Raw genomic sequence first — 22,544 nt, 5'->3', positions numbered from 1 at the left:
GGCTATCCTTTCGCGGCAGAGTTCAGATGTGCCGACCGCCGGTGACTTCCATGACGGTGCCGGTCATGTACGAGGAGAGATCGGAGGCCAGGAACAAGGCGACGCTGGCGACCTCGCTGGGCTCCCCCGCCCGGCCCATTGGCACCTCGGCCTCCTTCTGGTCCCAAATGCGTTGCGGCATAGCCTCTGTCATGGCCGAGCGAATCAACCCGGGCGCGATGACGTTCACCCGGACTCCCAGATAGGCGAGTTCCTTCGCGGCGGCCTTGGTCATCCCTACGATCCCGGCCTTGGCCGCGGAGTAGTTGGTCTGGCCGATCATGCCGACCTTGCCGGACACCGACGACATGTTGATGATCGCGCCGCGCTTGTTTTCCCGCATGATCGCTGCCGCCAGGCGGATGCCGTTCCAGGTCCCTTTGAGGTGCACGTCGATGACCTGATCGAATTGTTCTTCGGTCATCTTGCGCATCGTCGCGTCGCGGGTGATCCCGGCGTTGTTGACCATGATGTCGAGGCCGCCGAAGCGCTCGACCGCGGTCTGGATGAGGCCCTCGACATCGGCCGCTCGAGTGACATCGCACCGGACCGCCAGGGCAACGTCGTCACCGCCCAGCTGCTTGGCGGCGGTTTCGGTCGCCTCGAGATTCACGTCTCCAAGCACGACGCGCGCGCCTTCGGCGACGAATCGCTCCGCGATAGCGAAACCGAGACCCTGTGCACCACCCGTGACCACCGCGGCCTGACCGCTGAGCAACGACACTGAAGACCACTCATCCTTAATCGCGTTCTTGCTCCCAGGGGGACCCCTGAGTTCCGAATATCATATTTCATATAGGATCCTGTGCTGGGAGCTGGGGTACCTAATTCGAGGAAAGGAGCGTCTGCGCATGACCGTCGCGGGAGTCCACGAAGAGCCCGAAGTCTCTGACGAGGACTTCCAGGCGATCCTTGAGGCGACCCGTCACTTCGTCCGCACCGCGGTGATCCCGCGCGAGCAGGAGATCCTGACCGACGATCGGGTGCCCGACGATCTGCGCGAGCAGGCCAAGACGATGGGTTTGTTCGGGTACGCCATTCCTCAGCGGTGGGGCGGCCTTGGCCTCAACCTTGTCCAAGACGTCGAGCTGGCAATGGAATTGGGCTACACCTCGCTGGCGGTGCGGTCGATGTTCGGCACCAACAACGGCATCGCCGGGCAGGTTCTCGTCGGCTTCGGCACCGACGAGCAGAAGAAGCGCTGGCTCGAGCCAATGGCGTCGGGCGACGTCGTCGCCTCCTTCGCGCTGACCGAGCCCGGCGCCGGATCGAACCCCGCCGGCCTGCGAACCAAGGCCGTTTGTGACGGCGGTGGTTGGGTGATCACCGGACAGAAGCGCTTCATCACCAACGCGCCCGTGGCCAATCTGTTCGTCGTGTTCGCGCGCACCCGCCCGGCCGACGACCAAGGCCCGGGGATCGCCGTCTTCCTGGTTCCCGCGGATGCCGCGGGCGTCGAGGTCGGCGCCAAGGACGCCAAGATGGGCCAAGAAGGCGCGTGGACCGCCGATGTCAGCTTCGACGACGTCCGACTGGGCGCCGACGCGCTGATCGGCGGCAGCGAAGACATCGGCTATCGGGCGGCGATGACCTCTTTGGCGCGCGGCCGCGTGCACATCGCCGCGATCGCGGTGGGAGCCGCGCAACGCGCTCTCGACGAATCGGTTTCCTATGCCGCCACCGCGACGCAGGGCGGGACGTCGATCGGAGACTTCCAGTTGGTGCAGGCGATGATCGCCGACCAGCAGACCGGGGTGCTGGCCGGTCGGGCGCTGGTCCGCGACGCGGCCCGGCTGTGGATCACCAACGGCGACCGCCGGGTCGCGCCGTCGGCGGCGAAGTTGTTCTGCACCGAAATGGCCGGCAAGGTAGCGGATCTCGCGGTGCAGATTCACGGTGGCAGCGGCTACATGCATGGCGTGCCCGTCGAAAGGATCTACCGCGACGTGCGACTGCTGCGGCTCTATGAGGGCACCAGCGAGATTCAGCGGCTGATCATCGGGTCGAACCTTGTCAAGGCGGCGCAGCGATGAGAAGCAGACTCGAAGGCAAGGTTGCGTTCATCACCGGGGCCGCGCGCGGGCAAGGGCGGGCGCACGCCGTTCGGATGGCTCAGGAGGGTGCCGACATCATCGCCGTCGACATCGCTGGCAAGCTCCCGTCCTGCGTTCCCTACCCGCCGGCGACCGAGGAGGACCTCGCAGAAACGGTTCGGCTGGTTGAAGAAACGGGCCGCCGGATTGTGACGTCGGTCGTTGACACTCGCGATTTTGACGGGCTCCGCAAGGCGGTCGACGACGGGGTCGCCGCACTGGGGCGCCTGGACATCATCGTGGCCAACGCCGGGATCGCGGCCCCGCAGGCCTGGAACGACATCACGCCCGAATCCTTTCGCGACGTGATGGACGTCAACGTGCTGGGCACCTGGAACACCGTGATGGCCGGCGCGGACAAGATCATCGAGGGTGGTCGCGGTGGCTCGATCATCCTGATCAGTTCGGCGGCCGGGGCCAAAATGCAGCCGTTCATGGTGCACTACACCGCCAGCAAGCACGCCGTCACCGGGCTGGCCCGCGCCTTCGCCGCCGAATTGGGCAAGCATTCGATCCGGGTCAACAGCGTTCATCCGGGTCCGGTGAACACCCCGATGGGATCCATCGAAATGGTGGAGGCGATAGGCAAGGCCATGGAAACCAATCCGCAGCTGAACCACGTCCTCACCCCGTTTCTGCCTGACTGGGTCGCCGAGCCGGAAGAGATCGCCGACGCCGTGTGCTGGCTGGCCAGCGACGAGTCGCGGAAAGTCACCGCGGCGCAGATTCGGGTAGACCAGGGCTCCACGCAGTACTGATTGCCGGCCGCGCTCAGATCAGCGCAGCAATTCCAGCGTCCCGAGGTCGCGGATTGCTTGGCAGCCGCGGCTGAGCATCGCCAGCACCATGTCGTCGCCGCGCTCGGTGGCGGCCGCGAACGCGAACCCCAGGCCCGAGATCAGCGGCGCCTGCAGCACGCCGAGCCGGTAGTCCCGCCAACATGTTTCGCGGTCGTAGTCGGCGACCCCGCAACCCGTTAACGCCCGGTGGTAGTCGGCGACGAGCTCTCCCTCGATGCTGGCGCGCAGTCGCGAATTCAGGCTTGTCGCGGTGAAGTAGGCAAGATCCCTGGCCGGCAGGCCCACGCCGAGCGTCTGCCAGTCGACCACGCTGACGCGCGTACGGTCCGGATCGAACAGCATGTTGTCCAGGCGATAGTCCCCGTGCAACAGGGCAAACCGGTCGTACTCGGCCAGCAGCCACGGTTCCACCAAACCCATTGCGGTGCGGAATGTTTCGCGGTCTTCCGCACTCATTCGATCGCCCAGCTTCTCGATAGTGATGTCGGCGCTCATCCGCGCCACCTCGCCCATGCCGCCGGCGCCGGCCTCGTCCGGGCGCCCAAATGCGATGCCCGGAAAATCCAGCCAGGCCGGGTCGCACCAGCTGGGTGCGTGCAGGCCGGCCAGCGCGTTTGCCGCGAGTCGCGCTTCTTGTTCACCGCAGCCGGCGAGCTGGTCACCCTGAACCGCCGGCGCTTGATCGGCCAGCAGCAAGGCGAAATCCATTGCATCATCCGTGATCTCGCAGTAGAAGCACCGCGGCGTCGGCACCTGCACCCGATCGGCCACGGACGAGTAGAACGCGCACTCGCTGCGATAACCGATGACGACCCGGTCGCGCACGGTGTCGTCCTGGGCCGGCAGCTTGATCACATAGGTCTGCGGCAGATCACCCGGATCCGTCGCGTAGCGGGCCGTCACCCGGTAGGTCGCGCCGGTCTGGCCGGTGCCGATCGCAACAACGTCGACGTGCGACACTTCGACAGTCGGGTGGCGTTCGCGAAGCACGGCCGACAGCCACTCGGGCGTGACGTCGCCGGGATACCGCGGAATGGACACCACAGCACTCATGGGCAGCACGCCTCCGTACCGAGACCGTCGATGGACGGCTCAACTGTAAGGCATACGGCAAGGGCAGCGGTCGGGAGCCGCTCCAGTCAGCGCGGATCCGCGGTTGGGGGGCCTCCGGCGACGCCGGCGTCCGTCTTGTCTCCACGGCGGGTGCCCATCGCTCGCCCGGCGTTCCAGTAGGCCTGGGCGTGTATCGCGGACTTGCGCAGACCGAATTCGTCACGCAGCCGCCTCCGGACGTGTTTGAGGGTGGCGGCCTCGGGCGTCGCCCACACATACCAGCCCGACCAGTCGCGGCCCTCGATCGCCTCGGCCAACGACCTCTCGTCGCGGCGCGCGACCCAATGCACTTGCAGCCGAGGGTGCTTCGCCAGCGGGATCAGCCCGTCGTTGTCGTCGTGCCGCTCGAGGTACATCTCGATCGGGACATCGTCTGGGACGGTTTCGACGATCCCATTCATCCCCGGGATCGATGCCGAATCCCCGATCAGTAGGTAGCCGGTGGGCGCCTCGTCGGGAACGCCGAAACGCGACGAGCCCATCAGGCACATGACTGCGATCGTCGTGCCGGGTTTGACGGATCTCGCCCACAACGACGCCGGGCCGGCCGGTTCGTGCAGCACGACGTCGACCGCGAATCGGCCCGTCGCGACGTCGGCCTCGGAGATCGTGTAGGCGCGCTGGAACTCGGTGTTTGACCCGTCCGGGTCGGGAAACCAGAACCGCAACCACGCCGCGGGTTCAGCCTTCGCGTCCTCGAACAGCGTCGGCGACTCCATCCGCACCCGCACGAAATGCGGTGCGATGCGGACGGTTTCGATTACCGTTGCGGCGTGGTCGCGGGCACCCAAACCCCGCAAGATCACACCCTGCAATCCGCGCCCCATCAGCGGCCCTCTCCTGTGGCGGCGCGTGCGCCGCCGATTCGGCTAGTAGTTGCCCTCACAAACTAAGGGTTGCCTAACCAAAGGTCAACTCAAGGGTTGGTGAGAGGGGGCTAGCGACTGCGCGGCGCGCGCGGGTTTGGGTCGATTGCCAGGTCTGCTTCGGACTCTCTGCGCTTCGTCTCGGCCATCTTGCGGTCCTCGGCGGCGGCTTCGCGATGCCGGTCCGCGGACCTGCGGTGCAGGTCTGTGTGCGAGACGCCTCGGTCGACCGACATGTCTTGCACGCTGGCGAGCCGTTCGTGCTGGCGCGCCGATTCCTCGATGCTCCGGGCGGCGGAGAGCCCCGCGTGGGCGGCGCGTCCGCGAGCCTCCGCGACTCTGCGTTCCGCGGCCGCCACGTCTTGCGCGGAGACGGCTTCTTCGGAGGGCTCGCGTCCGGTCGCCATGGCGTCTTCCTTTGGTGCGATTCATCGCGGTTACCCGCGGAAGGCGCGACGAAACCAGAAAGTGTGCGGGCGGAGGGACTCGAACCCTCAAGCTCTCACGAGCACCGGCACCTAAAGCCGGCATGTTTGCCAATTTCATCACGCCCGCGGACCCAGCGATCGTATCGCCTTGGCCTGGGCCCGAACCGTCGCGCGGTACCGTCAAGGGGTGTCCACTACACGTCGTCGCAGGCCCGCGCTGATCATTCTGGTGATCGTCGCGGCCTGCGGCTGCCTGGCCCTGGGCTGGTGGCAGTGGACCAGGTTTCAGTCCGCCTCAGGTACCTTCCAAAACCTCGGGTATGCGCTGCAGTGGCCGCTGTTCGCATGGTTCTGCGTCTACGCCTACCGCAAGTTCGTGCGCTACGAGGAGGAGCCACCGGAACCGCGGAAGGGCGGCGAGATGACCGAGATACCCGCCGGCCTACTACCCGAGCGGCCCAAGCCCACACAGCAAGCACCCGACGATCCCGCGCTGCGGGAGTACAACGCCTATCTGGCAGACCTCGCCAAGAACGACGCCGAAAAGCAGAACAGGACAACCGCATGACCACACCCGAGACACCCGGTGCGCCGGCCTTCCCCGTCGAGAAGATCCGCACCGCGCTCTTCGGTTACCGGATCATGGCGTGGACGACGGGTGTCTGGCTGATCGCGCTGTGCTACGAAATCGTCTCGCATCTCGTGTTCCACCATGAGATCCGGTGGATCGAAGTGGTGCACGGCTGGGTGTATTTCGTCTACGTGCTGGCGGCGTTCAATCTGGCGGTCAAGGTCCGCTGGCCGATCGCCAAGACCATCGGCGTGCTGCTGTCCGGCACCATCCCCCTGCTCGGGATCATCGTCGAGCACTTCCAGACCAAGGACGTCAAGGCACGCTTCGGGATTTAAGGCTCGAGCGTGACGCTACTGTCACGCTCGACGCCGAACGTGACGCTGCAGTCACGTTCGCTCGGCTAGCGCCCGCAGCGCGGGCACCAACAACGCCAGCGCGCGACCGCGATGCGAGACCGCATCCTTCTCGGCGGGACTGAGTTGCGCTGCGGTGCGGTCGCTTCCCTCGGGAATGAAGACGGGGTCGTAGCCGAATCCGCCGTCGCCGCGCGGCTCGCGGGCGATGCTGCCGGGCCACTCGCCGCGGACGACGACTTCGTCGGATGACGACACCAGCGCGCAGGCCGACACGAACGCCGCGCCTCGCCGCGAGTCGGGGACGTCCCGCAGCTGCGCCAGGAGCAACGCGGTGTTGGCGGCGTCGTCGCCATGTTTACCGGACCAACGCGCCGACAGCACGCCCGGCATCCCGCGCATCGCGGCCACCTCCAAACCGGAATCGTCGGCCACACTCGCAAAACCGGTCGCGGCGAACGCATCCCGCGCCTTGGCCAACGCATTGTCCTCGAAGGTCGCACCGGTTTCGGGCGCTTCGTCGAACGGCTCCACGTCGTTCAGCGACAGCAGCGTCAATCCCGACAGTCCGGCGCCGTCCAGCACCCGGCGCAGCTCGGCCAGCTTCTTGGGGTTGCGGCTGGCGACCAGCAGGCGGGTCATCATCTTTTCCTAAACATGCGTCTGAACAGTTGCCGATACCCACGCCACCTTACGGACTGCGAACCGGTGGGTCGGGCGACCTGAATCGCTCAGCAGTGCCGGCACGGCGGACAGCACGCTCGGCAAGGAATAGACAGCGCGACGAAGTCGCTTCGCCAAGAGTGAGCCAAAAACCCGATACCGAGACGCTCAAAGCGCTCAATAACAACATCACCAACGAGTTTCGCACCAACGCCGGCAAGGTTGGCGGGCGATTCGAGGGCAACGAGCTGCTGCTGCTCACTACGAAGGGCGCGAAGTCCGGCGAGCCGCGCGTCGCGCCGCTGGTGGTCTTCCGTATCGACGGCAAGATGCTGATCGTCGCGGGTTATGGTGGCGCCGACGTCAACCCGGGCTGGGTGCATAACCTGCGCGCCGACCCGCGGGCGCGCGTTGAAGTCGCCACCGACTCGTTCGCCGTCGTCGCGCACGAGCTCGACTCGTCCGAACGCCAGGCGATCATTCCCAAAATCAACGAGACCGTACCCGCGTTCGCCTTCGCGAACTACCAGTCAAAAACCACACGCACGATCCCAATATTCGAGCTGCGGAAGGACGAGTCATGACCGACCGGAAGGGGCCTCGTCTTGGCCGCGGTGTCGGCAGTGATAAACCGCGGGGCAGTTAGGCCGAGTTCAGGCTGACGACCAGTAGGTGGGTCAGCTTCCGAACGCCTTCGGCGGCGGCGGCCCCTCGGGCAACACACCCGGATACGGCCGCTCCAATGCCTCCCGCTGCGCCGCGAACAAGGTGTCGCAAGCGCCCAGCGCCATGTCGAGCAGCTTGTCCAGCGTCGAACGCGGAAACGTCGCGCCCTCACCGGTCCCCTGAACCTCGACCAGAGTGCCGGTGTCGGTCGCCACGACATTCATATCGACTTCGGCGCGCGCGTCCTCCTCGTAGGGCAGATCCACCCGAATCCTGCCGTCGACCACGCCAACGGAGACCGCCGCGATGGCGCACGACAGTGGCCGGGGATCGGAGAGCTTCCCGGCCGCCGAAAGATAAGTCACCGCGTCGGCCAGCGCCACGTAGGCACCCGTGATGGCCGCGGTGCGGGTGCCGCCGTCGGCCTGCAACACGTCGCAGTCGACGGCAATCGTGTTCTCCCCCAACGCCGCCAGGTCGATGCAGGCCCGCAGCGACCGGCCGACCAGCCGGCTGATCTCCTGGGTGCGCCCGGACAGGCGGCCGCGCACCGATTCACGATCGGAACGAGTGTGCGTGGCCGACGGCAGCATCGCGTACTCCGCGGTCAGCCACCCGAGGCCCGACCCCTTGCGCCAGCGCGGCACGCCCTCGGTGACGCTGGCGGTGCACATGACTTTGGTGTGACCGAATTCGATCAGGACCGAGCCCGCCGGGTTTTCGGTGAACCCGCGGGTGATGACCACGGGGCGAAGCTCGTCGTCGAGGCGACCGTCTTCTCGTTTGGACACGACGCCAACCCTAACCGGTTGACTCAGACCCTCTCAGAGCGGCGGACATCGAACGTCTCACCGCATACCACCGCATGCACGGGGCCGTCGAACTCGGCCTTGGCCTCGCTGATCACGTCCTCACGCGAAGTCCACGGCGGGATGTGAGTCAGCAGCAGCTCGCGAACACCGGCTTGTGCCGCGGCCCTGCCGGCCTCGGTGCCCGAGAGGTGCAGGGCGGGTGGACGATCGTGCGCGTGCGTCCACGAGGCCTCGCAAAGGAAGACGTCGGCGTCGCGGGCCAGCTCGATGAGCTGATCGCACGTACCCGTGTCACCGCTGTAGACGAACGAGGCGCCGCTGGGATCGGTCACCCGCAAGCCGTAGGACTCGGTCGGATGAGCCACCACCCGCGGCGTCACGGTGAGCGCGCCGAACGTCACCGGCTCGCCGTCGACCCAGTGGTGGACGTCGAAGATGTCGGAGCAATCGTCGATCTCCCCGCCATAGGGTGACGACGCGGCCCCCAACCGTGACCATGTGTCGCTGGGGCCGTACAGCAAAGCCTTGCCGAGCGGGCGCGACGGGTGGTAGCGGCGCCACACGAACAACCCCGGCATGTCCAGACAGTGGTCGGCGTGCAGATGGGATAAGAGCACATGCACCGAGCCGGGATCCATATATCGCTGTAGCGCGCCGAGGACACCCCCGCCGAAGTCGAGGACCAACGGCGGGGTATCCGGAGCCCGAAGCAGATAACCCGATGCAGGCGAATCCGGACCGACCACGCTGCCCGAGCAGCCGAGCACGGTTATTCGCACGGACACTACTGTGCCATGCCCGATCGCAGCGTGGAGAAAACATTGCCGCATTAGTGTGATCAGAATCTCCCCGCGCGCTTGCGCAGCTAAGCCGCGCTAGTCGATACGGGAGCGGCGTACGGGTTGGACACCGGTCACAGCGGGACCCAGGAACCGCGCGGCCAGTTTGGTGAAAGCATCGGGGTCGCCGGTCGACTCGAACACCCGGGTGGCCGGCGCCGCGTCATGCGGCCGCAGCAGGTCGCGCTCGGTGAGCACCCGCAGCACTTCCTTGGCGGTTTCCTCGGCACTCGAAACCAGCGTGACGTTCTCGCCCATCGCCAGCTGGATCAGCCCGGACAGCAGCGGATAGTGCGTGCATCCCAGCACCAGGGTGTCGACCTGCGCGCGCTGCAAGGGCTCCAGGTAGCCCTCGGCCAGCCCGAGCACCTGGCGCCCGCTGGTGACGCCGCGCTCGACGAAGTCGACGAACCGCGGGCAGGCCACCGCGGTGATCTCGGTATCGCGGGCGGCGGCGAACGCATCCTGGTAGGCGTGCGAGGCGATGGTCGCCTGAGTGCCGATGACGCCGATGCGGCCGTTGCGGGTGGCGGTCACCGCGCGGCGCACCGCGGGCAGGATCACCTCGACGACCGGCACGTCGTAGCGCTCGCGGGCGTCCCGCAGGCACGCCGCGGACGCCGTGTTGCACGCGATCACCAGGGCCTTGACGCCGCGGTCGACGAGATCGTCGCCGATGGCCAGCGCGTGCGCTCTTACCTCAGGGATGGTGAGCGGGCCGTAGGGACCGTTGCCGGTGTCGCCGACGTAGATCATGTCCTCGTCGGGCAGCTGGTCGATGATGGCCCGCGCGACGGTCAGACCCCCGACGCCGGAGTCGAAGACCCCGACGGGCGCTAATGGCGAACTCATGTCTTGGGGCGCCGCGAACCGGCTTTCCTCGAGGCGCGGGCCTTACGCTCCGGACCCGACAGGACGTAGGCCGCCAGGATTCCGGCCAGCGCACCACACAGATGACCCTGCCACGACACACCGCCGCATTTGTCGAGCACCGGCACGGCGCTGACCAAGATGCCGCCGTACGCGAAGAGCACCACCAAACCGGTGACGATGTCCCAGAATCTGCGCACGAATATGCCGAAGACCAGCAAGAACGTTAGCCAGCCGAAGATCAGGCCGGAGGCCCCGATGTGGTCGGACTCGAAACGACAGCCGCCCCAGTTGCCGATCAGCCAGGTGCCGAAGCCGCCGACGATCCACACAATCGCGGTGGCCCACACGAACCGGGACAGGCCGGCGAGCGTCATCAGGAAGCCGAGCACCAACGCCGGCACGGTGTTGGCCAACAGGTGCGTCCAGCTCGCGTGCAGGAACGGCGCCCAGATGATGCCCCACAGCCCGTCGGCTTCCAGGGGCCTGATGCCGTTGCGGTCCAGCGAGTGGTGCATCAGCTGATCGATCAGCTCGATGACGTACAGCAAAGCCACGAACGTGACGATCGTGGCACCGCCCACCATCCAGTCGGGCCGCTTCTTGGAACCCCTCGCCGGTGTTCGGTTCCCGGCGGGGCCGGTCATGCCCATAGCTGCCCTTCCAGAGCGTTTTCGGCATCGTCCAGGCTACCGGCATAGGCGCCGGTGGACAGATACTTCCAGCCGGCGTCGGCCACCACGAAGGCGATGTCGGCGCGCGCTCCCTCGTTGAGCGCCTTTCGCGCGATGCCCAGCGCCGCATGCAGCACCGCTCCGGTCGAGATGCCCGCAAAGATTCCTTCGAAGTCCACCAGCTCGCGGGTGCGACGGATCGCGTCGGCCGTGCCGACCGAGTAGCGGGTGGTCAGTACGTCGGGGTCATAGAGTTCGGGCACAAATCCCTCGTCGATGTTGCGCAGCGCATACACGCCCTCGCCGTAGCGGGGTTCGGCGGCCACGATCTTGACGTCGGGCACGCGCTCGCGCAGGAACCGCCCGGTGCCCATCAGCGTGCCGGTGGTGCCCAGGCCGGCGACGAAGTGAGTGATCTCAGGTAGATCGGCCAGCAACTCGGGCCCGGTGCCGCGGTAATGCGAATCGGTGTTGGCGGGGTTGCCGTACTGATAGAGCATCACCCACGACGGGTTGGCCGCTGCCAGCTCCTTGGCGGTCGCCACCGCGGTGTTCGACCCGCCCTCGGCCGGCGAGAAGATGATCCGCGCGCCGTAGAGCTCGAGCAGCTGACGCCGTTCGACGGACGTGTTCTCCGGCATCACGCAGATCAGCTGGTAGCCCTTGAGCCGGGCCGCCATCGCCAGCGAGATACCGGTGTTGCCGCTGGTGGGCTCGAGGATCGTCGCGCCGGGCGCAAGTAGCCCGTCCTCTTCGGCCTGTTCGATCATCCGCAGCGCCGGGCGGTCTTTGATCGAGCCGGTCGGATTCCGGTCCTCGAGCTTGGCCCACAGCCGCACATGCGGCCCGTCCGGCCCGTCGTTCCAGCGCGGTGAGAGCCGCGACAGGCCGACCAGCGGCGTGTTGCCCAGGGCGGCCAGCAGCGAGTCGTAACGCGTCATGCGCCCCGCTTACCCGCCCGCCACCGCGGGCAGGATGGTCACCGAGTCGCCGTCGGCGACCGTGGTGTCCAGGCCGCCGGAGAAGCGCACGTCCTCGTCGTTGACGTAGATGTTCACGAAGCGGTGCAGCTTGCCTGGATTGTCGGAATCGATCAGCCGCTCGGAGATGCCGGAGTAGTTGGCCTCCAGGTCGCTGATGATCGCGCCCAGCGTGTCACCGCTCGCCGAGACGCGCTTCTCGCCGCCGGTGTGCGGCCGGAGGATGGTCGGGATGGACACGGTGACGCTCATGCGGGCCTTTCTCGAACTGTGTTCAGTACTGCTCGACGATATCGACAGGTTCTTCGGTGACGACGCCGTCGACGATGCGATAGCTGCGCAGCTCGTGGCGGTCGGGATCGCGGGTGGACACCAGCACGTAGTGCGCGTCCGGCTCGGCGGCAAGCTTCACATCGGTGCGGCTCGGGTAGGCCTCGGTCGCGGTGTGCGAGTGATAGATGACGACCGGGACCTCGTCGGCATCGTCCATCGCCCGCCACACCTTCAGCTGTTCTTGCGCGTCGAAGCGATAAAACGTCGGCGAGCGTTCGGCGTTGACCATCGCGATATGCCGCTCCGGACGGTCGGCGCCGTCCGGGCCGGCCAGCACCCCGCACGCCTCGTCGGGGTGGTCGCGACGCGCGTGGGCGACCATGGCGTCCACCAGGTCGGCACGGATCACCAGCACGTCAATCTTTCCCTTCCCCCTGCGGGCCGAACGCTCCGGGCAACATGTCGCGGTAGGTGGGTATTCCGGCCACCGACTCCGCGGCCAGGACCCCGACCAGCACGGCCCGCGCCAGGCAGTCGGCCGCGGCCGCGCCCACCTCGGTGGTCAGCGCGGTCTCCGGAGAAAATGCGGCGGGCGGTGGTTTCGAGCCGACCGCCGGCGCCACCTCGATGGCCCCGGTGGCCAGTGCGAACACGGTGTCGCCGTCCAGCGGTGTGTGTGCCGGCCGGATGGTGCGGGCCAGACCGTCGTGGGCGGCGATCGCGACACGCCGGCAGGCCGCCGGGGTCAGCGCAGCGTCGGTGGCCACCACCGCGATCGTGGTATTCAGCGGGCTCAACGGCGACGGCAGCCGGGCGAACGCGTCGATCTGCTCGGCCGGCGGCGGCCGCAGCGCGAACTCCTCGGTCACGGCCGCCATCCACGGCAGGCCCGTGGCCCGGTCGACGACGTCGCCAGCGGAGTTCACCGCGACCAGCGCGCCGACCGTCACGCCGGACGGCAGCGTCGTCGAGGCGGTCCCGATGCCGCCCTTGAGCACACCGGCGCGGGCCCCGACCCCGGCGCCGACCGTCCCGACGAGCACCCCTTCATCGCTCGCGGCAAGCGCCGCTTGATAGCCGAAGTCCGCGTCCGGCCGGCGATCCCAGCCCCCGACCGGCAGGTCGAAGATCACCGCCGACGGCACGATAGGCACCACGCCGCCCTCCATCGCCACACCGCGCTCGTGCTCCTCCAGCCAGCGCATGACGCCGTCGGCGGCGGCCAGGCCGTAGGCGCTGCCACCGGCGAGCAACACCGCGTCGACGAACCGCACGGTGTTGACCGGATCCAGCAGATCGGTCTCGCGGGTGCCGGGCGCGCCACCGCGGCAATCAACGCCGCCGACCGTCCCGGGTGGGGTCAACAGGACGCTCACCCCGCATGCCCAACCGGCGCCCATGGACGCGTCGGGGTCCAGTCGCTGGTAATGACCGACGCGGATTCCCCCGACGTCGGTGACGGAGTTCATCCGGCCGGCCGCCCCATCAGCACCAGGACCAGGTATTCCTGCAAGACGGTCAGCCACTGATACACGTCGTAATGCGCGGCCAACGGATGATCCGATGGCAGGCGGTCCGGGCCCTGGGGCCCGATTTCGAGCAGGACGCCCAGCGTCAGCCGAATGTCGTTGACTGCCGCGATCCACGCGTTGGCGCCGTCCTCGGTCAGTTCGAACCGGCCGCCTTCGGCCGGCAGCGTGTCCAACAACTCCTGTGCGGCAACACGTTTGGCGTTGATTATCTCCGGCTCGTGCAGGCTGCGCAGCGCGGCGTTGAGACCTTCGGACGTATCGGGCGCGGGGTCGTCCTCGTCGGATTTGTAGAAATCGGGCAGCAGCCGCCGCAGCGTCGACTCCCGCGGCGGTTCGGAGTTTCCGGTCTTGATACCGGTGATCTCCTCGAGTTCGTCTGCTGGCGAGGAAGATTCGCGCTCGTCGAGCAAACCGATCATCGCGGTGACGAGGTTCTTGAGCAGGTCCGCCTCATGCGGAGCCAAGGCGGACCGAAAACGGGGACCGTTTGCGGTCTCGACGCGCTTCCATTTGCGCACGCGGAATCCCGGGTGCCCTCGAATCTCAGCGGTCCTGCTGCATCGTCGCCCACAACCCGGCGGCGTGCAGTTTGGACACGTCGACTTCCATGGACTCCCGGCTACCCGCGGACACCACCGCCTTGCCTTCGTTGTGCACCTGCAGCATCAGTTTGGTGGCGTGCGGCTCGCTGTAGCCGAACAACTTCTGGAAAACATACGTCACGTAGGTCATCAGGTTGACCGGGTCGTCCCACACGATGGTGACCCAGGGACTGGCCGTGACGTGGACCGGAGCGGACTCGCGTTGTCCGGTAGTGCCAGGCTTGGTGGGTGCTGACGCAACAACCATGGCCTCCAGGATACCGAGAGACGGCTCCCCCGCAGCCAGCCGTTACCTTTACGGAATGAACGACCCGGCCCTCGCTGGGCTGCTAACCGACAAATACGAGTTGACCATGCTGGCCGCGGCGCTGCGCGACGGCACCGCGCATCGCCAGACCACGTTCGAACTGTTCGCCCGCCGCCTGCCCGAGGGTCGCCGCTACGGTGTGGTCGCCGGCACCGGCCGGCTGCTGGAAGTGTTGCCGCAGTTCAGGTTTGACGACGACGCGTGTCAGCTGCTGGCGCAATTCCTGGACGCCGACACGCTGCGCTACCTCCGCGATTTCCGCTTCGGTGGCGATATCGACGGCTACGCCGAAGGCGAGCTGTACTTCCCCGGTTCGCCGGTGTTATCCGTGAGCGGCAGCTTCGCCGAATGCGTGGTGCTCGAAACCCTGGCGCTGTCGATCTTCAACCACGACACCGCGATCGCATCCGCGGCGGCGCGAATGGTCAGCGCCGCGCAGGACCGACCGCTGATCGAGATGGGATCACGGCGAACCCACGAACGCGCCGCGGTGGCAGCGGCGCGCGCCGCCTACATCGCCGGGTTCACCGCGACGTCCAACCTGGAAGCCGAACGGCGATACGGGATCCCCACCGAGGGCACCGCCGCGCACGCCTTCACCATGGTGCACACCCGGCGCGACGGGCCCGACGAAGTCGCCGCATTTCGTGCCCAGGTCGACGCGCTGGGCGCGCAAACCACGCTGCTGGTGGACACCTATGACGTGACGACCGGCGTCGCCAACGCCGTGGCCGCCGCCGGCGCCGAGCTGGGCGGGGTGCGCCTGGACTCCGGTGAGCTAGGCGTGCTGGCGCGCCAAGTGCGCGAGCAGCTCGACCAGCTGGGCGCGACCCGGACCAGCATCGTGGTGTCCGGCGACCTCGACGAGTTCTCCATCGCCGCGTTGCGTGCCGAGCCGGTGGACAGCTACGGCGTCGGCACGTCACTGGTCACCGGCTCGGGCGCGCCCACCGCGAGCATGGTCTACAAGTTGGTCGAAGTGGATGGCATGCCGGTCCACAAGCGCAGCGCCCACAAGGAATCCGACGGAGGCCACAAAGACGCGCTGCGGCGCTGCCGCCCCACCGGCACGATCACAGAGGAGGTGCTGTATCCGGCCGGCAGTCCGCCGGAAGCCACCGAGCCGTTCCGGGTGCTGACGGTCCCGCTGGTGCGCGGCGGGGAGGCCGTGACCGAAACGGGGCCCGGGGCGCTGGCCGCCGCCCGAAACCTGGTGGCGTCCGGACTGCACAGCCTGCCGTGGGAGGGACTGAAACTGGCCCACGGCGAACCGGCGATCCCGACCGTGCGGGTCGGCTTCTGAGCCATGCCCGAAGCGTCCGTGCCCGAGTTACTGGCCACCGCGGTGGCCGCCCTCGGCGGCAGCGAACGCAGAGGCCAGCAGGAAATGGCCGGCGCCGTGGCGCATGCCTTCGAAACCGGCGAGCACCTCGTCGTCCAGGCGGGCACCGGCACCGGCAAGTCGCTGGCGTATCTGGTTCCCGCGATCGTCCGCGCCATCAGCGAGGATGCGCCGGTCGTGGTTTCGACGGCGACCATTGCCCTGCAGCGTCAGCTCGTCGATCGCGACCTGCCGCGGCTGGCCGACTCGCTCGCCGACTCGCTGCCCCGCCGACCGCGATTCGCGTTGCTCAAGGGACGACGGAACTACCTGTGTCTCAACAAGATTCATAACGGCAGCGCGGCCGACACCGATGCCGATGCCGATGCCGAGCGGCCGCAGGACGAGCTCTTCGACGCGATGGCGGTCACCGCGCTGGGCCGCGACGTGCAGCGGCTCACCGCGTGGGCCTCGACGACCGACACCGGCGACCGCGACGACCTCAAACCCGGTGTGCCGGAACGATCCTGGTCGCAGGTCAGCGTTTCCGCGCGGGAATGCCTCGGCGTGGCCCGCTGCCCGTTCGGCACCGAGTGCTTTTCGGAACGGGCGCGCGCGACGGCCGGCCGCGCCGACGTCGTCGTCACCAACCACGCCCTGCTGGCCATTGATGCCGTTGCCGAATCGGCGGTGCTGCCCGAGCACGCGCTGTTGGTGGTCGACGAGGCGCACGAGCTGGTCGACCGGGTGACGTCGGTGGCCACCGCGGAGCTGACGCCGGCCACGCTCGGCGTTGCATCCCGGCGGATTGCCCGGCTGGTGGAGCCCGAGATAACCCAGCGGCTGGAGGCGGCATCGGCCAACTTCGGGGCCGCGATCCACGATGCAACACCGGGCCGCATCGACCGTCTGGACGACGAGATGGCGACCTATCTGGCCGCGCTGCGCGACGGCGCCAGTTCGGCACGGTCGGCGATCGACACCACCAGCGACGCCAAGGCCGCCGCGGCGCGCGCCGAAGCGGTTGCGGCGCTGAGCGAAATATCCGATACGGCGTCGCGCGTCCTGGCCTCCTTCGCGCCGGCGATCCCCGATCGCACGGACGTGGTCTGGCTGGATCATGAGGACAATCGCGGTTCCCCGCGGCCGGTGCTGCGGGTGGCGCCGCTGTCGGTCGCCGCGTTGCTGCGCGATCGGGTGTTCGCGCGGGCGACGACCGTGTTGACGTCGGCCACCCTGACGGTTGGCGGATCCTTCGACGCGATGGCGACCGCGTGGGGGCTGGCCGGACCGGACTCCGGCGAGTACCCACCCTGGCGTGGCCTTGACGTCGGATCGCCATTCCACCACGCCAAGTCGGGCATCCTCTACGTCGCGGCCCACCTGCCACCGCCGGGCCGCGACGGCACCGGCTCGGCCGAGCAGCTGACCGAGATCGCCGACCTCATCACCGCCGCCGGCGGGCGCACGCTGGGATTGTTCTCATCGATGCGGGCCGCCCGGGCCGCCGCCGAGGCAATGCGCGAACGGCTGCCGACCCCGGTCCTATGCCAGGGCGACGACAGCACGTCCGCGCTCGTCGAGCAGTTCAGCGCCGACGCCGAGACCTCGCTGTTCGGCACGCTGTCGCTGTGGCAGGGCGTCGACGTGCCGGGCCCGTCGCTGTCGCTGGTGATGATCGACCGCATCCCGTTCCCCCGCCCCGACGACCCACTGCTGGGCGCTCGCCAGCGCGCGGTCGCCGCGCGCGGCGGCAATGGCTTCATGGCCGTCGCCGCCAGCCACGCGGCGCTGCTGCTCGCGCAGGGGTCGGGACGGCTGTTGCGCCGTGTCACCGACCGCGGCGTCGTCGCGGTGCTCGATTCGCGGATGGCCACCGCCCGCTACGGCGGATACCTGCGCGCCTCGCTGCCGCCGTTTTGGCAGACCACCGACGCCGCGCAGGTCCGCGCGGCGCTCGAGCGGCTGCGCACGGCCGAACCGGCTAGCGGGCCAGGGTGACCAGGCCGAGCTCGTTGCCGGCGGCCAGCATCGGATGGTTGGGCAGCACCCGCACCGTGTATCCGACCGCGCCGGCAAGCGGCAGCGTCATCGTGGTCGAGAAGACCTGGTTGCCCCCTTCCGCCGTGCCGGTATACGACATCTCGACTGTCAGCGGGTCCTGCAATGCGTCGCCCGCGTCCACCCTGCCCACCAACGCCTGGACGGTGACCTCGTCGGGTGCCAGCCCGGCCAGTTGCACGGTCGCGGTCAGGGTCAGTTTCGAGCCCAGCACCGGAGTATCCGGCAGGCCGGTGCTGTCGACGTCGGTGATGTCGATCTTCGGCCAGGCTTCTTCGGCGCGCCTGCGATAGGCGGCCAGCTCACGGGCGGCGCCGAACTCGCCGGCGCTCTCGTCGCCCTCGACCGGCGCGATCGTCCTTCGCAATGACTGCGCGGCCGGCGTGTAGTAGTTCTCGACGTAGTCGCGCACCATCCGCGACGCCAGCACTTTCGGGCCCAGCGTCTGCAGGGTGTGGCGCACCATTTCGATCCACCGCGGCGGCACCCCATGCTCGTCGCGCTCGTAGAACTTCGGTGCCACCGCTTGCTCCAGCAGGTTGTAGAGCGCGCTGGACTCCAGGTCGTCGCGTCGGGCCTCGTCGGTCAGGCCGTCGGCAGACGGTATCTCCCAACCGTTTTCGCCGTCGTACCATTCGTCCCACCAACCGTCGCGGATGGACAGGTTCAACCCGCCGTTGAGCGCGCTCTTCATGCCCGAGGTGCCGCAGGCTTCCAGGGGCCGCAGCGGATTGTTCAACCAGACGTCGCAGCCCCAGTACAACAGCCGGGCCATCGACATGTCGTAGTCGGGCAAGAACGCGATGCGGTGGCGCACCTCGGGCCGGTCGGCGAAGCGCACCACCTGCTGGATCAACGCCTTGCCCCCGTCGTCGGCCGGGTGCGACTTGCCGGCGACGATCAGCTGAATCGGTCGTTGTTCGTCGAGCAACAACTGTTCGAGTCGGTCCGGATCGCGCAGCATCAGGGTCAGCCGTTTGTATGTCGGCACCCGCCGGGCGAACCCGATGGTGAGCACATCGGGATCGAATGCGGTTGCGATCCAGCTCAATTCAGCATCCGAGGCACCACGTTCCAGCCACGAGCGGCGCAGCCGCGCCCGCACATCCTGGACCAACAGCGCCCGTAGTTGCGACCGGATCCACCACAGATGACCGGCGTCGACCTCCTGCAGGCGCAACCAGACACCGGGATCACTGAACGAGTTCGACCCCGCCAGCTCGCGGCCCAGCTGCAACCACTGCGGCGCCGCCCAGGTGCGCGCGTGCACGCCGTTGGTGATCGACCCGATGGGTACCTCGCCGGGGTCGAATCCGGGCCAAAGCTCGTTGAACATGGCGCGGCTCACCCGACCGTGCAGCAACGAGACACCGTTGGCGCGCTGGGCAAGTCGCAGACCCATGTGGGCCATGTTGAACTTCTCCGGGTCGTCTTCGGCACCGAGCGCGATGATCCGCGCCGTAGGCACGCCGGGCAGCAACATGGGCGCGCTCGGGCCGCGCTTCTTATCGGGTTCGTCGTCGAGATGGTCGTCGAAGTAGAGCCGCACCATCTCGATGGGGAAGCGGTCGATGCCGGCGGGCACCGGCGTGTGCGTGGTGAACACGGTGCTGGATCGCACGACGGCCAACGCGGTGTCGAAATCCAATCCCGAATCGGTGATCAGCTCGCGGATGCGCTCGGCTCCGAGGAATCCCGCGTGGCCCTCGTTCATGTGAAAGACCTCGGGCGCGGGCAGCCCTTCGATGGCGGTGAACGCGCGGATCGCCCGTACCCCGCCGATACCCGCCAGGATCTCCTGCCGCATCCGATGCTCCTGATCGCCGCCGTATAGGCGATCGGTGACGCTGCGCAGTTCGTGCTCGTTCTCGGGCACGTCGGAATCCAGCAGCAGCAGCGGAACGCGGCCCACCTGCGCGACCCACACCCGGGCCCGCAGCTGCGCCGAGTCGGGCAGGCTCAGCTCTACCAGCACGGGATCACCGGTGGCGTCGGTCAGCAGCCGCAACGGGAGGCCCTGCGGGTCCAGTGACGGATAGGTCTCGTTCTGCCAGCCGTCCGCCGTCAGCGACTGCCGGAAGTAGCCGGAGCGGTAGTAGAGGCCCACCGCGATCAGCGGCACGCCGAGATCCGAGGCCGACTTCAGGTGGTCACCGGCGAGGATGCCCAGGCCGCCGGAGTAATTGGGCAGCACCTCGGCGATGCCGAACTCCATCGAAAAGTAGGCGACGGCAGCCGGCATCGCGGCCCCGGACTGTTGGTGTTGCTGATACCACAGTGGACGGCTGAGGTAGTCGTTCAGCTCGGCGGCGAGTTCATCGAGCCGGGACAGGAACCCTTCGTCGAGCGCCAACTCGTCAAGCCGGGCCGGCTTCACGGCGCCCAGCAGCGCAACCGGGTCTCGGCCGCAACGCTCCCACAACGTCGGCTCGATGGTGGCGAAGAGATCCTGCGTCGGCTTGTCCCACGACCACCGCAGGTTGTTCGACAGCTGGTCCAGCGCGGCGAGGCGCTCGGGTAGGTGAGCACGGACGGTAAAGCGGCGGAGGGCTTTCACGCGTCTCTACCTTACTGAGGAATCGCCCGCATGCACGGCGAGCTCAGCCACCGCTTTTGACCCATGTGTGTGGCCGGACACTAGGGTGGGTATCGGGTAGTTATTGGGCAGCAAAGATGCTTCCCGAGCAGAGAACCATCCCCACTGGAGAGAGTTTTTCGACGATAGGCATTCCGCGACGCAGCACTCCGCGGTCTGGCCGCACACAATCGGAACGGAGTGGTGGTGCCCGGTCGTGTCGAGATCGATAACGTCCAGCCCGTCGTTTCATGCGGCGCCTACCCCGCCAAAGCCGTGGTCGGTGAGATGGTCCCGGTCAGTGCGACGGTGTGGCGTGAGGGCCACGAGGCCGTCGCGGCGACCCTCGTGGTGCGATACCTTGGGCCGCGCTATCCGCAGGTAGCGGAGACCCGCCGGATCAAGGCGGTCCAGGCCCCGGAACGGCCGGTGTCGGCGCGCCGAGACTTAGGGGCCAAGGCGACCGAACGGGTCAAGCCGCTGCAGCTTCGGATGACGATGGGCCAGGAGCCGTACGTTTTCCACGGCCAATTCACCCCCGACCGAGTGGGCCTCTGGACGTTCCGCGTCGACGGGTGGGGAGACCCGATCCACACCTGGCGGCACGGACTCGTCGCCAAGCTGGATGCCGGCCAGGGCGAGCTCGAACTGTCCAACGATCTATTGATCGGTGCCGCGCTGTTCGAGCGCGCCGCGACCGGGGTGCCGCGCGCGGTGCGCGATCCCCTACTGGCGGCCGCCAAGGCGTTGCGGACCCGCGGGGACCCGGTGACGCGCACGGCGCTCGCGCTGTCGCCCGAGATCGATGAACTTTTGACCAACTATCCGTTGCGCGACATCGTCACCCGGGGCGAGCAGTTCGGGATCTGGGTGGATCGGCCGCTGGCGCGCTTCGGCTCGTGGTACGAGATGTTTCCGCGCTCGACCGGCGGGTGGGACGCCGCCGGCAAACCGGTGCACGGCACCTTCGCCACGGCGGCCGCGGAGCTGCCCCGCATCGCCGAGATGGGTTTCGACGTCGTCTACCTGCCGCCGATCCATCCGATCGGCAAGGTACATCGCAAGGGCCGCAACAACTCCCCGACCGCCGCTCGCGGCGACGTGGGATCGCCATGGGCGATCGGCAGCGACGAGGGTGGCCACGATGCCATTCACCCCCAGTTGGGCACGATCGACGACTTCGACGATTTCGTCGCCGCCGCACGCGATCTCGGCATGGAGGTGGCGTTGGATCTGGCGCTGCAATGCGCGCCGGACCACCCGTGGGCCCGCGATCATCGGCAGTGGTTCACCGAATTGCCGGACGGCACCATCGCCTACGCGGAGAACCCCCCGAAGAAGTACCAGGACATCTATCCGCTCAACTTCGACAACGATCCCGTCGGCCTCTACGACGAAGTGCTGCGCGTCGTCCGGCACTGGATCGACCACGGCGTCAAGTTCTTTCGAGTCGACAACCCGCACACCAAGCCGCCCGACTTCTGGGCATGGCTGATCGGTCAGGTCAAGGACGCCGACCCTGACGTGCTGTTCCTCTCGGAGGCTTTCACCCCGCCGGCCCGCCAGTACGGGCTGGCCAAGCTGGGCTTCACGCAGTCCTACAGCTACTTCACCTGGCGCACCGCGAAATGGGAACTCACCGAATTCGGCAACGACATCGCCGCGCTCGCCGACTTCCGCCGGCCGAACCTGTTCGTCAACACCCCCGACATCCTGCACGCCATCCTGCAGCACAACGGCCCCGGCATGTTCGCGATCCGCGCGGTACTGGCGGCGACCATGAGCCCGGCGTGGGGCATGTACTCCGGTTACGAGCTGTTCGAGCACCGCGCGGTGCGGGAAGGCAGCGAGGAGTATCTGAATTCGGAGAAATACGAACTGCGGCCCCGCGACTACGCGGGCGCGCTCGCCGAAGGCAAATCACTCGAGCCGCTCATCAAGCAGCTCAACGCGATTCGCCGGCTGCATCCCGCGCTGCAGCAGTTGCGCACTATCCACTTCCACGGTGTGGACAACGACGCGTTGATGGCCTACAGCAAGTTCGACCCGGCCACCGGAGATTGCGTGCTCGTCGTGGTGACCCTCAATGCGTTCGGGCCCGAA

The 22,544-nt window shown here is 67.7% G+C and carries 23 protein-coding genes, 1 tRNA gene and 1 pseudogene; 8 read left to right on the top strand and 17 right to left on the bottom strand.

Going from position 1 to position 22,544, the window contains the following annotated elements; translation table 11 throughout:
• Window positions 1-22: 22 nt before the first annotated feature.
• Complete coding sequence (gene fabG / locus A5736_RS18375) at window positions 23-784, bottom strand: 3-oxoacyl-ACP reductase FabG (protein ID WP_076127079.1); 762 nt, start codon at window positions 782-784, stop codon at window positions 23-25.
• A gap of 106 nt (window positions 785-890) precedes the next feature.
• Here fabG and A5736_RS18370 point away from each other — a divergent pair, with 106 nt between their 5' ends.
• Window positions 891-2,072 (top strand): acyl-CoA dehydrogenase family protein, encoded by a 1,182-nt coding sequence (locus A5736_RS18370; RefSeq protein WP_076247812.1) that lies wholly within the window; start codon window positions 891-893, stop codon window positions 2,070-2,072.
• Window positions 2,069-2,890 (top strand): mycofactocin-coupled SDR family oxidoreductase, encoded by an 822-nt coding sequence (locus tag A5736_RS18365; protein WP_076127075.1) that lies wholly within the window; start codon window positions 2,069-2,071, stop codon window positions 2,888-2,890. The genes A5736_RS18370 and A5736_RS18365 overlap by 4 nt, the downstream gene beginning before the upstream one ends.
• An 18-nt stretch (window positions 2,891-2,908) precedes the next feature.
• Here the strand turns inward: A5736_RS18365 and A5736_RS18360 are convergent, their stop codons facing one another.
• The 4 genes and pseudogenes from A5736_RS18360 to A5736_RS18345 form a co-directional block, all read right to left on the bottom strand.
• Entirely contained in the window at window positions 2,909-3,985 is a 1,077-nt protein-coding gene (locus A5736_RS18360; protein WP_076247811.1) for a phosphotransferase family protein, read from the bottom strand.
• A 143-nt stretch (window positions 3,986-4,128) separates the two neighbouring features.
• Window positions 4,129-4,872 (bottom strand): annotated as a pseudogene (locus tag A5736_RS18355) (siderophore-interacting protein); the annotation flags it as partial.
• A 110-nt stretch (window positions 4,873-4,982) separates the two neighbouring features.
• Window positions 4,983-5,318, bottom strand: coding sequence for a hypothetical protein (locus tag A5736_RS18350; RefSeq protein ID WP_076247809.1), 336 nt, complete (start codon window positions 5,316-5,318; stop codon window positions 4,983-4,985).
• A 64-nt stretch (window positions 5,319-5,382) separates the two neighbouring features.
• A tRNA-Leu gene (locus tag A5736_RS18345) sits at window positions 5,383-5,466 on the bottom strand.
• Window positions 5,467-5,526: 60 nt separating this feature from the next.
• On the opposite strand from A5736_RS18345, the gene A5736_RS18340 reads away from it, so the two are divergent.
• A complete protein-coding gene (locus A5736_RS18340; protein ID WP_076247807.1) occupies window positions 5,527-5,907 on the top strand; it encodes a hypothetical protein in 381 nt (126 codons plus the stop codon).
• Window positions 5,904-6,248 (top strand): DUF3817 domain-containing protein, encoded by a 345-nt coding sequence (locus tag A5736_RS18335; RefSeq protein ID WP_076127068.1) that lies wholly within the window; start codon window positions 5,904-5,906, stop codon window positions 6,246-6,248. The genes A5736_RS18340 and A5736_RS18335 overlap by 4 nt, the downstream gene beginning before the upstream one ends.
• Before the next feature lie 51 nt (window positions 6,249-6,299).
• Here A5736_RS18335 and rdgB read toward each other — a convergent pair whose 3' ends face one another.
• A complete protein-coding gene (gene rdgB / locus A5736_RS18330; protein ID WP_139333412.1) occupies window positions 6,300-6,911 on the bottom strand; it encodes an RdgB/HAM1 family non-canonical purine NTP pyrophosphatase in 612 nt (203 codons plus the stop codon).
• 158 nt (window positions 6,912-7,069) lie between these two features.
• Here rdgB and A5736_RS18325 point away from each other — a divergent pair, with 158 nt between their 5' ends.
• Entirely contained in the window at window positions 7,070-7,513 is a 444-nt protein-coding gene (locus A5736_RS18325; protein WP_076127066.1) for a nitroreductase family deazaflavin-dependent oxidoreductase, read from the top strand.
• 93 nt (window positions 7,514-7,606) lie between these two features.
• Here the strand turns inward: A5736_RS18325 and rph are convergent, their stop codons facing one another.
• From rph to clpS, 10 genes are all read right to left on the bottom strand, one after another.
• Entirely contained in the window at window positions 7,607-8,386 is a 780-nt protein-coding gene (gene rph / locus A5736_RS18320; protein ID WP_076060335.1) for a ribonuclease PH, read from the bottom strand.
• Window positions 8,387-8,409: 23 nt separating this feature from the next.
• Window positions 8,410-9,192 (bottom strand): cyclic nucleotide-degrading phosphodiesterase, encoded by a 783-nt coding sequence (locus A5736_RS18315; protein ID WP_076127064.1) that lies wholly within the window; start codon window positions 9,190-9,192, stop codon window positions 8,410-8,412.
• Window positions 9,193-9,282: 90 nt separating this feature from the next.
• Complete coding sequence (gene murI, locus A5736_RS18310; RefSeq protein ID WP_076247806.1) at window positions 9,283-10,098, bottom strand: glutamate racemase; 816 nt, start codon at window positions 10,096-10,098, stop codon at window positions 9,283-9,285.
• A complete protein-coding gene (locus A5736_RS18305) occupies window positions 10,095-10,769 on the bottom strand; it encodes a rhomboid family intramembrane serine protease (RefSeq protein ID WP_076127060.1) in 675 nt (224 codons plus the stop codon). Before A5736_RS18305 ends, murI begins: the two co-directional genes overlap by 4 nt.
• Window positions 10,760-11,731 carry a cysteine synthase gene (locus tag A5736_RS18300; RefSeq protein WP_076127059.1) on the bottom strand — a complete coding sequence of 324 codons (972 nt, stop codon included), beginning with the start codon at window positions 11,729-11,731 and terminating at the stop codon, window positions 10,760-10,762. Before A5736_RS18300 ends, A5736_RS18305 begins: the two co-directional genes overlap by 10 nt.
• A 9-nt stretch (window positions 11,732-11,740) precedes the next feature.
• Window positions 11,741-12,022 carry a MoaD/ThiS family protein gene (locus A5736_RS18295; protein ID WP_076060329.1) on the bottom strand — a complete coding sequence of 94 codons (282 nt, stop codon included), beginning with the start codon at window positions 12,020-12,022 and terminating at the stop codon, window positions 11,741-11,743.
• 22 nt (window positions 12,023-12,044) lie between these two features.
• Entirely contained in the window at window positions 12,045-12,458 is a 414-nt protein-coding gene (locus A5736_RS18290) for a Mov34/MPN/PAD-1 family protein (protein ID WP_076127057.1), read from the bottom strand.
• Window position 12,459: 1 nt separating this feature from the next.
• Window positions 12,460-13,512: a P1 family peptidase gene (locus tag A5736_RS18285; RefSeq protein ID WP_076247804.1), complete on the bottom strand. Its 1,053-nt coding sequence runs from the start codon at window positions 13,510-13,512 to the stop codon at window positions 12,460-12,462.
• Window positions 13,509-14,093: a DUF2017 domain-containing protein gene (locus A5736_RS18280; protein WP_076247803.1), complete on the bottom strand. Its 585-nt coding sequence runs from the start codon at window positions 14,091-14,093 to the stop codon at window positions 13,509-13,511. Before A5736_RS18280 ends, A5736_RS18285 begins: the two co-directional genes overlap by 4 nt.
• 25 nt (window positions 14,094-14,118) lie before the next feature.
• Window positions 14,119-14,424 carry an ATP-dependent Clp protease adapter ClpS gene (gene clpS / locus A5736_RS18275; RefSeq protein WP_076127052.1) on the bottom strand — a complete coding sequence of 102 codons (306 nt, stop codon included), beginning with the start codon at window positions 14,422-14,424 and terminating at the stop codon, window positions 14,119-14,121.
• On the opposite strand from clpS, the gene A5736_RS18270 reads away from it, so the two are divergent.
• Entirely contained in the window at window positions 14,423-15,787 is a 1,365-nt protein-coding gene (locus tag A5736_RS18270; RefSeq protein ID WP_369805141.1) for a nicotinate phosphoribosyltransferase, read from the top strand. The two genes, clpS and A5736_RS18270, sit on opposite strands and share 2 nt — an antisense overlap.
• Window positions 15,788-15,790: 3 nt before the next feature.
• Window positions 15,791-17,806, top strand: coding sequence for an ATP-dependent DNA helicase (locus A5736_RS18265; protein ID WP_076247801.1), 2,016 nt, complete (start codon window positions 15,791-15,793; stop codon window positions 17,804-17,806).
• Here A5736_RS18265 and glgP read toward each other — a convergent pair.
• The gene (glgP, locus tag A5736_RS18260) at window positions 17,790-20,423 is read right to left on the bottom strand and encodes an alpha-glucan family phosphorylase (protein WP_076247799.1); all 2,634 of its coding nucleotides are present in this window, start codon (window positions 20,421-20,423) and stop codon (window positions 17,790-17,792) included. The two genes, A5736_RS18265 and glgP, sit on opposite strands and share 17 nt — an antisense overlap.
• A gap of 225 nt (window positions 20,424-20,648) precedes the next feature.
• Between glgP and A5736_RS18255 the strand changes: the two genes are divergently transcribed.
• A partial coding sequence (locus A5736_RS18255) for an alpha-1,4-glucan--maltose-1-phosphate maltosyltransferase (protein ID WP_217695764.1) occupies window positions 20,649-22,544 on the top strand: 1,896 nt, incomplete at its 3' end.

This window comes from Mycobacterium sp. SP-6446 (assembly GCF_001954045.1).
Classification (GTDB): Bacteria; Actinomycetota; Actinomycetes; order Mycobacteriales; family Mycobacteriaceae; genus Mycobacterium.
The sequence above is the reverse complement of the archived record's forward strand: the minus strand, read 5'-3'. Positions and strand labels throughout refer to the sequence as shown.

Excerpts from the sequence above, each read along its gene's own strand:
- A5736_RS18370 (WP_076247812.1), top strand. The coding sequence starts at position 891 with ATGACCGTCGCGGGAGTCCACGAAGAGCCCGAAGTCTCTGACGAGGAC.
- A5736_RS18365 (WP_076127075.1), top strand. The coding sequence starts at position 2,069 with ATGAGAAGCAGACTCGAAGGCAAGGTTGCGTTCATCACCGGGGCCGCG.
- A5736_RS18360 (WP_076247811.1), bottom strand. The coding sequence starts at position 3,985 with ATGAGTGCTGTGGTGTCCATTCCGCGGTATCCCGGCGACGTCACGCCC.
- A5736_RS18350 (WP_076247809.1), bottom strand. The coding sequence starts at position 5,318 with ATGGCGACCGGACGCGAGCCCTCCGAAGAAGCCGTCTCCGCGCAAGAC.
- A5736_RS18335 (WP_076127068.1), top strand. The coding sequence starts at position 5,904 with ATGACCACACCCGAGACACCCGGTGCGCCGGCCTTCCCCGTCGAGAAG.
- rdgB (WP_139333412.1), bottom strand. The coding sequence starts at position 6,911 with ATGATGACCCGCCTGCTGGTCGCCAGCCGCAACCCCAAGAAGCTGGCC.
- murI (WP_076247806.1), bottom strand. The coding sequence starts at position 10,098 with ATGAGTTCGCCATTAGCGCCCGTCGGGGTCTTCGACTCCGGCGTCGGG.
- A5736_RS18305 (WP_076127060.1), bottom strand. The coding sequence starts at position 10,769 with ATGGGCATGACCGGCCCCGCCGGGAACCGAACACCGGCGAGGGGTTCC.
- A5736_RS18300 (WP_076127059.1), bottom strand. The coding sequence starts at position 11,731 with ATGACGCGTTACGACTCGCTGCTGGCCGCCCTGGGCAACACGCCGCTG.
- A5736_RS18295 (WP_076060329.1), bottom strand. The coding sequence starts at position 12,022 with ATGAGCGTCACCGTGTCCATCCCGACCATCCTCCGGCCGCACACCGGC.
- A5736_RS18285 (WP_076247804.1), bottom strand. The coding sequence starts at position 13,512 with ATGAACTCCGTCACCGACGTCGGGGGAATCCGCGTCGGTCATTACCAG.
- A5736_RS18270 (WP_369805141.1), top strand. The coding sequence starts at position 14,423 with ATGGCCTCCAGGATACCGAGAGACGGCTCCCCCGCAGCCAGCCGTTAC.
- clpS (WP_076127052.1), bottom strand. The coding sequence starts at position 14,424 with ATGGTTGTTGCGTCAGCACCCACCAAGCCTGGCACTACCGGACAACGC.
- A5736_RS18265 (WP_076247801.1), top strand. The coding sequence starts at position 15,791 with ATGCCCGAAGCGTCCGTGCCCGAGTTACTGGCCACCGCGGTGGCCGCC.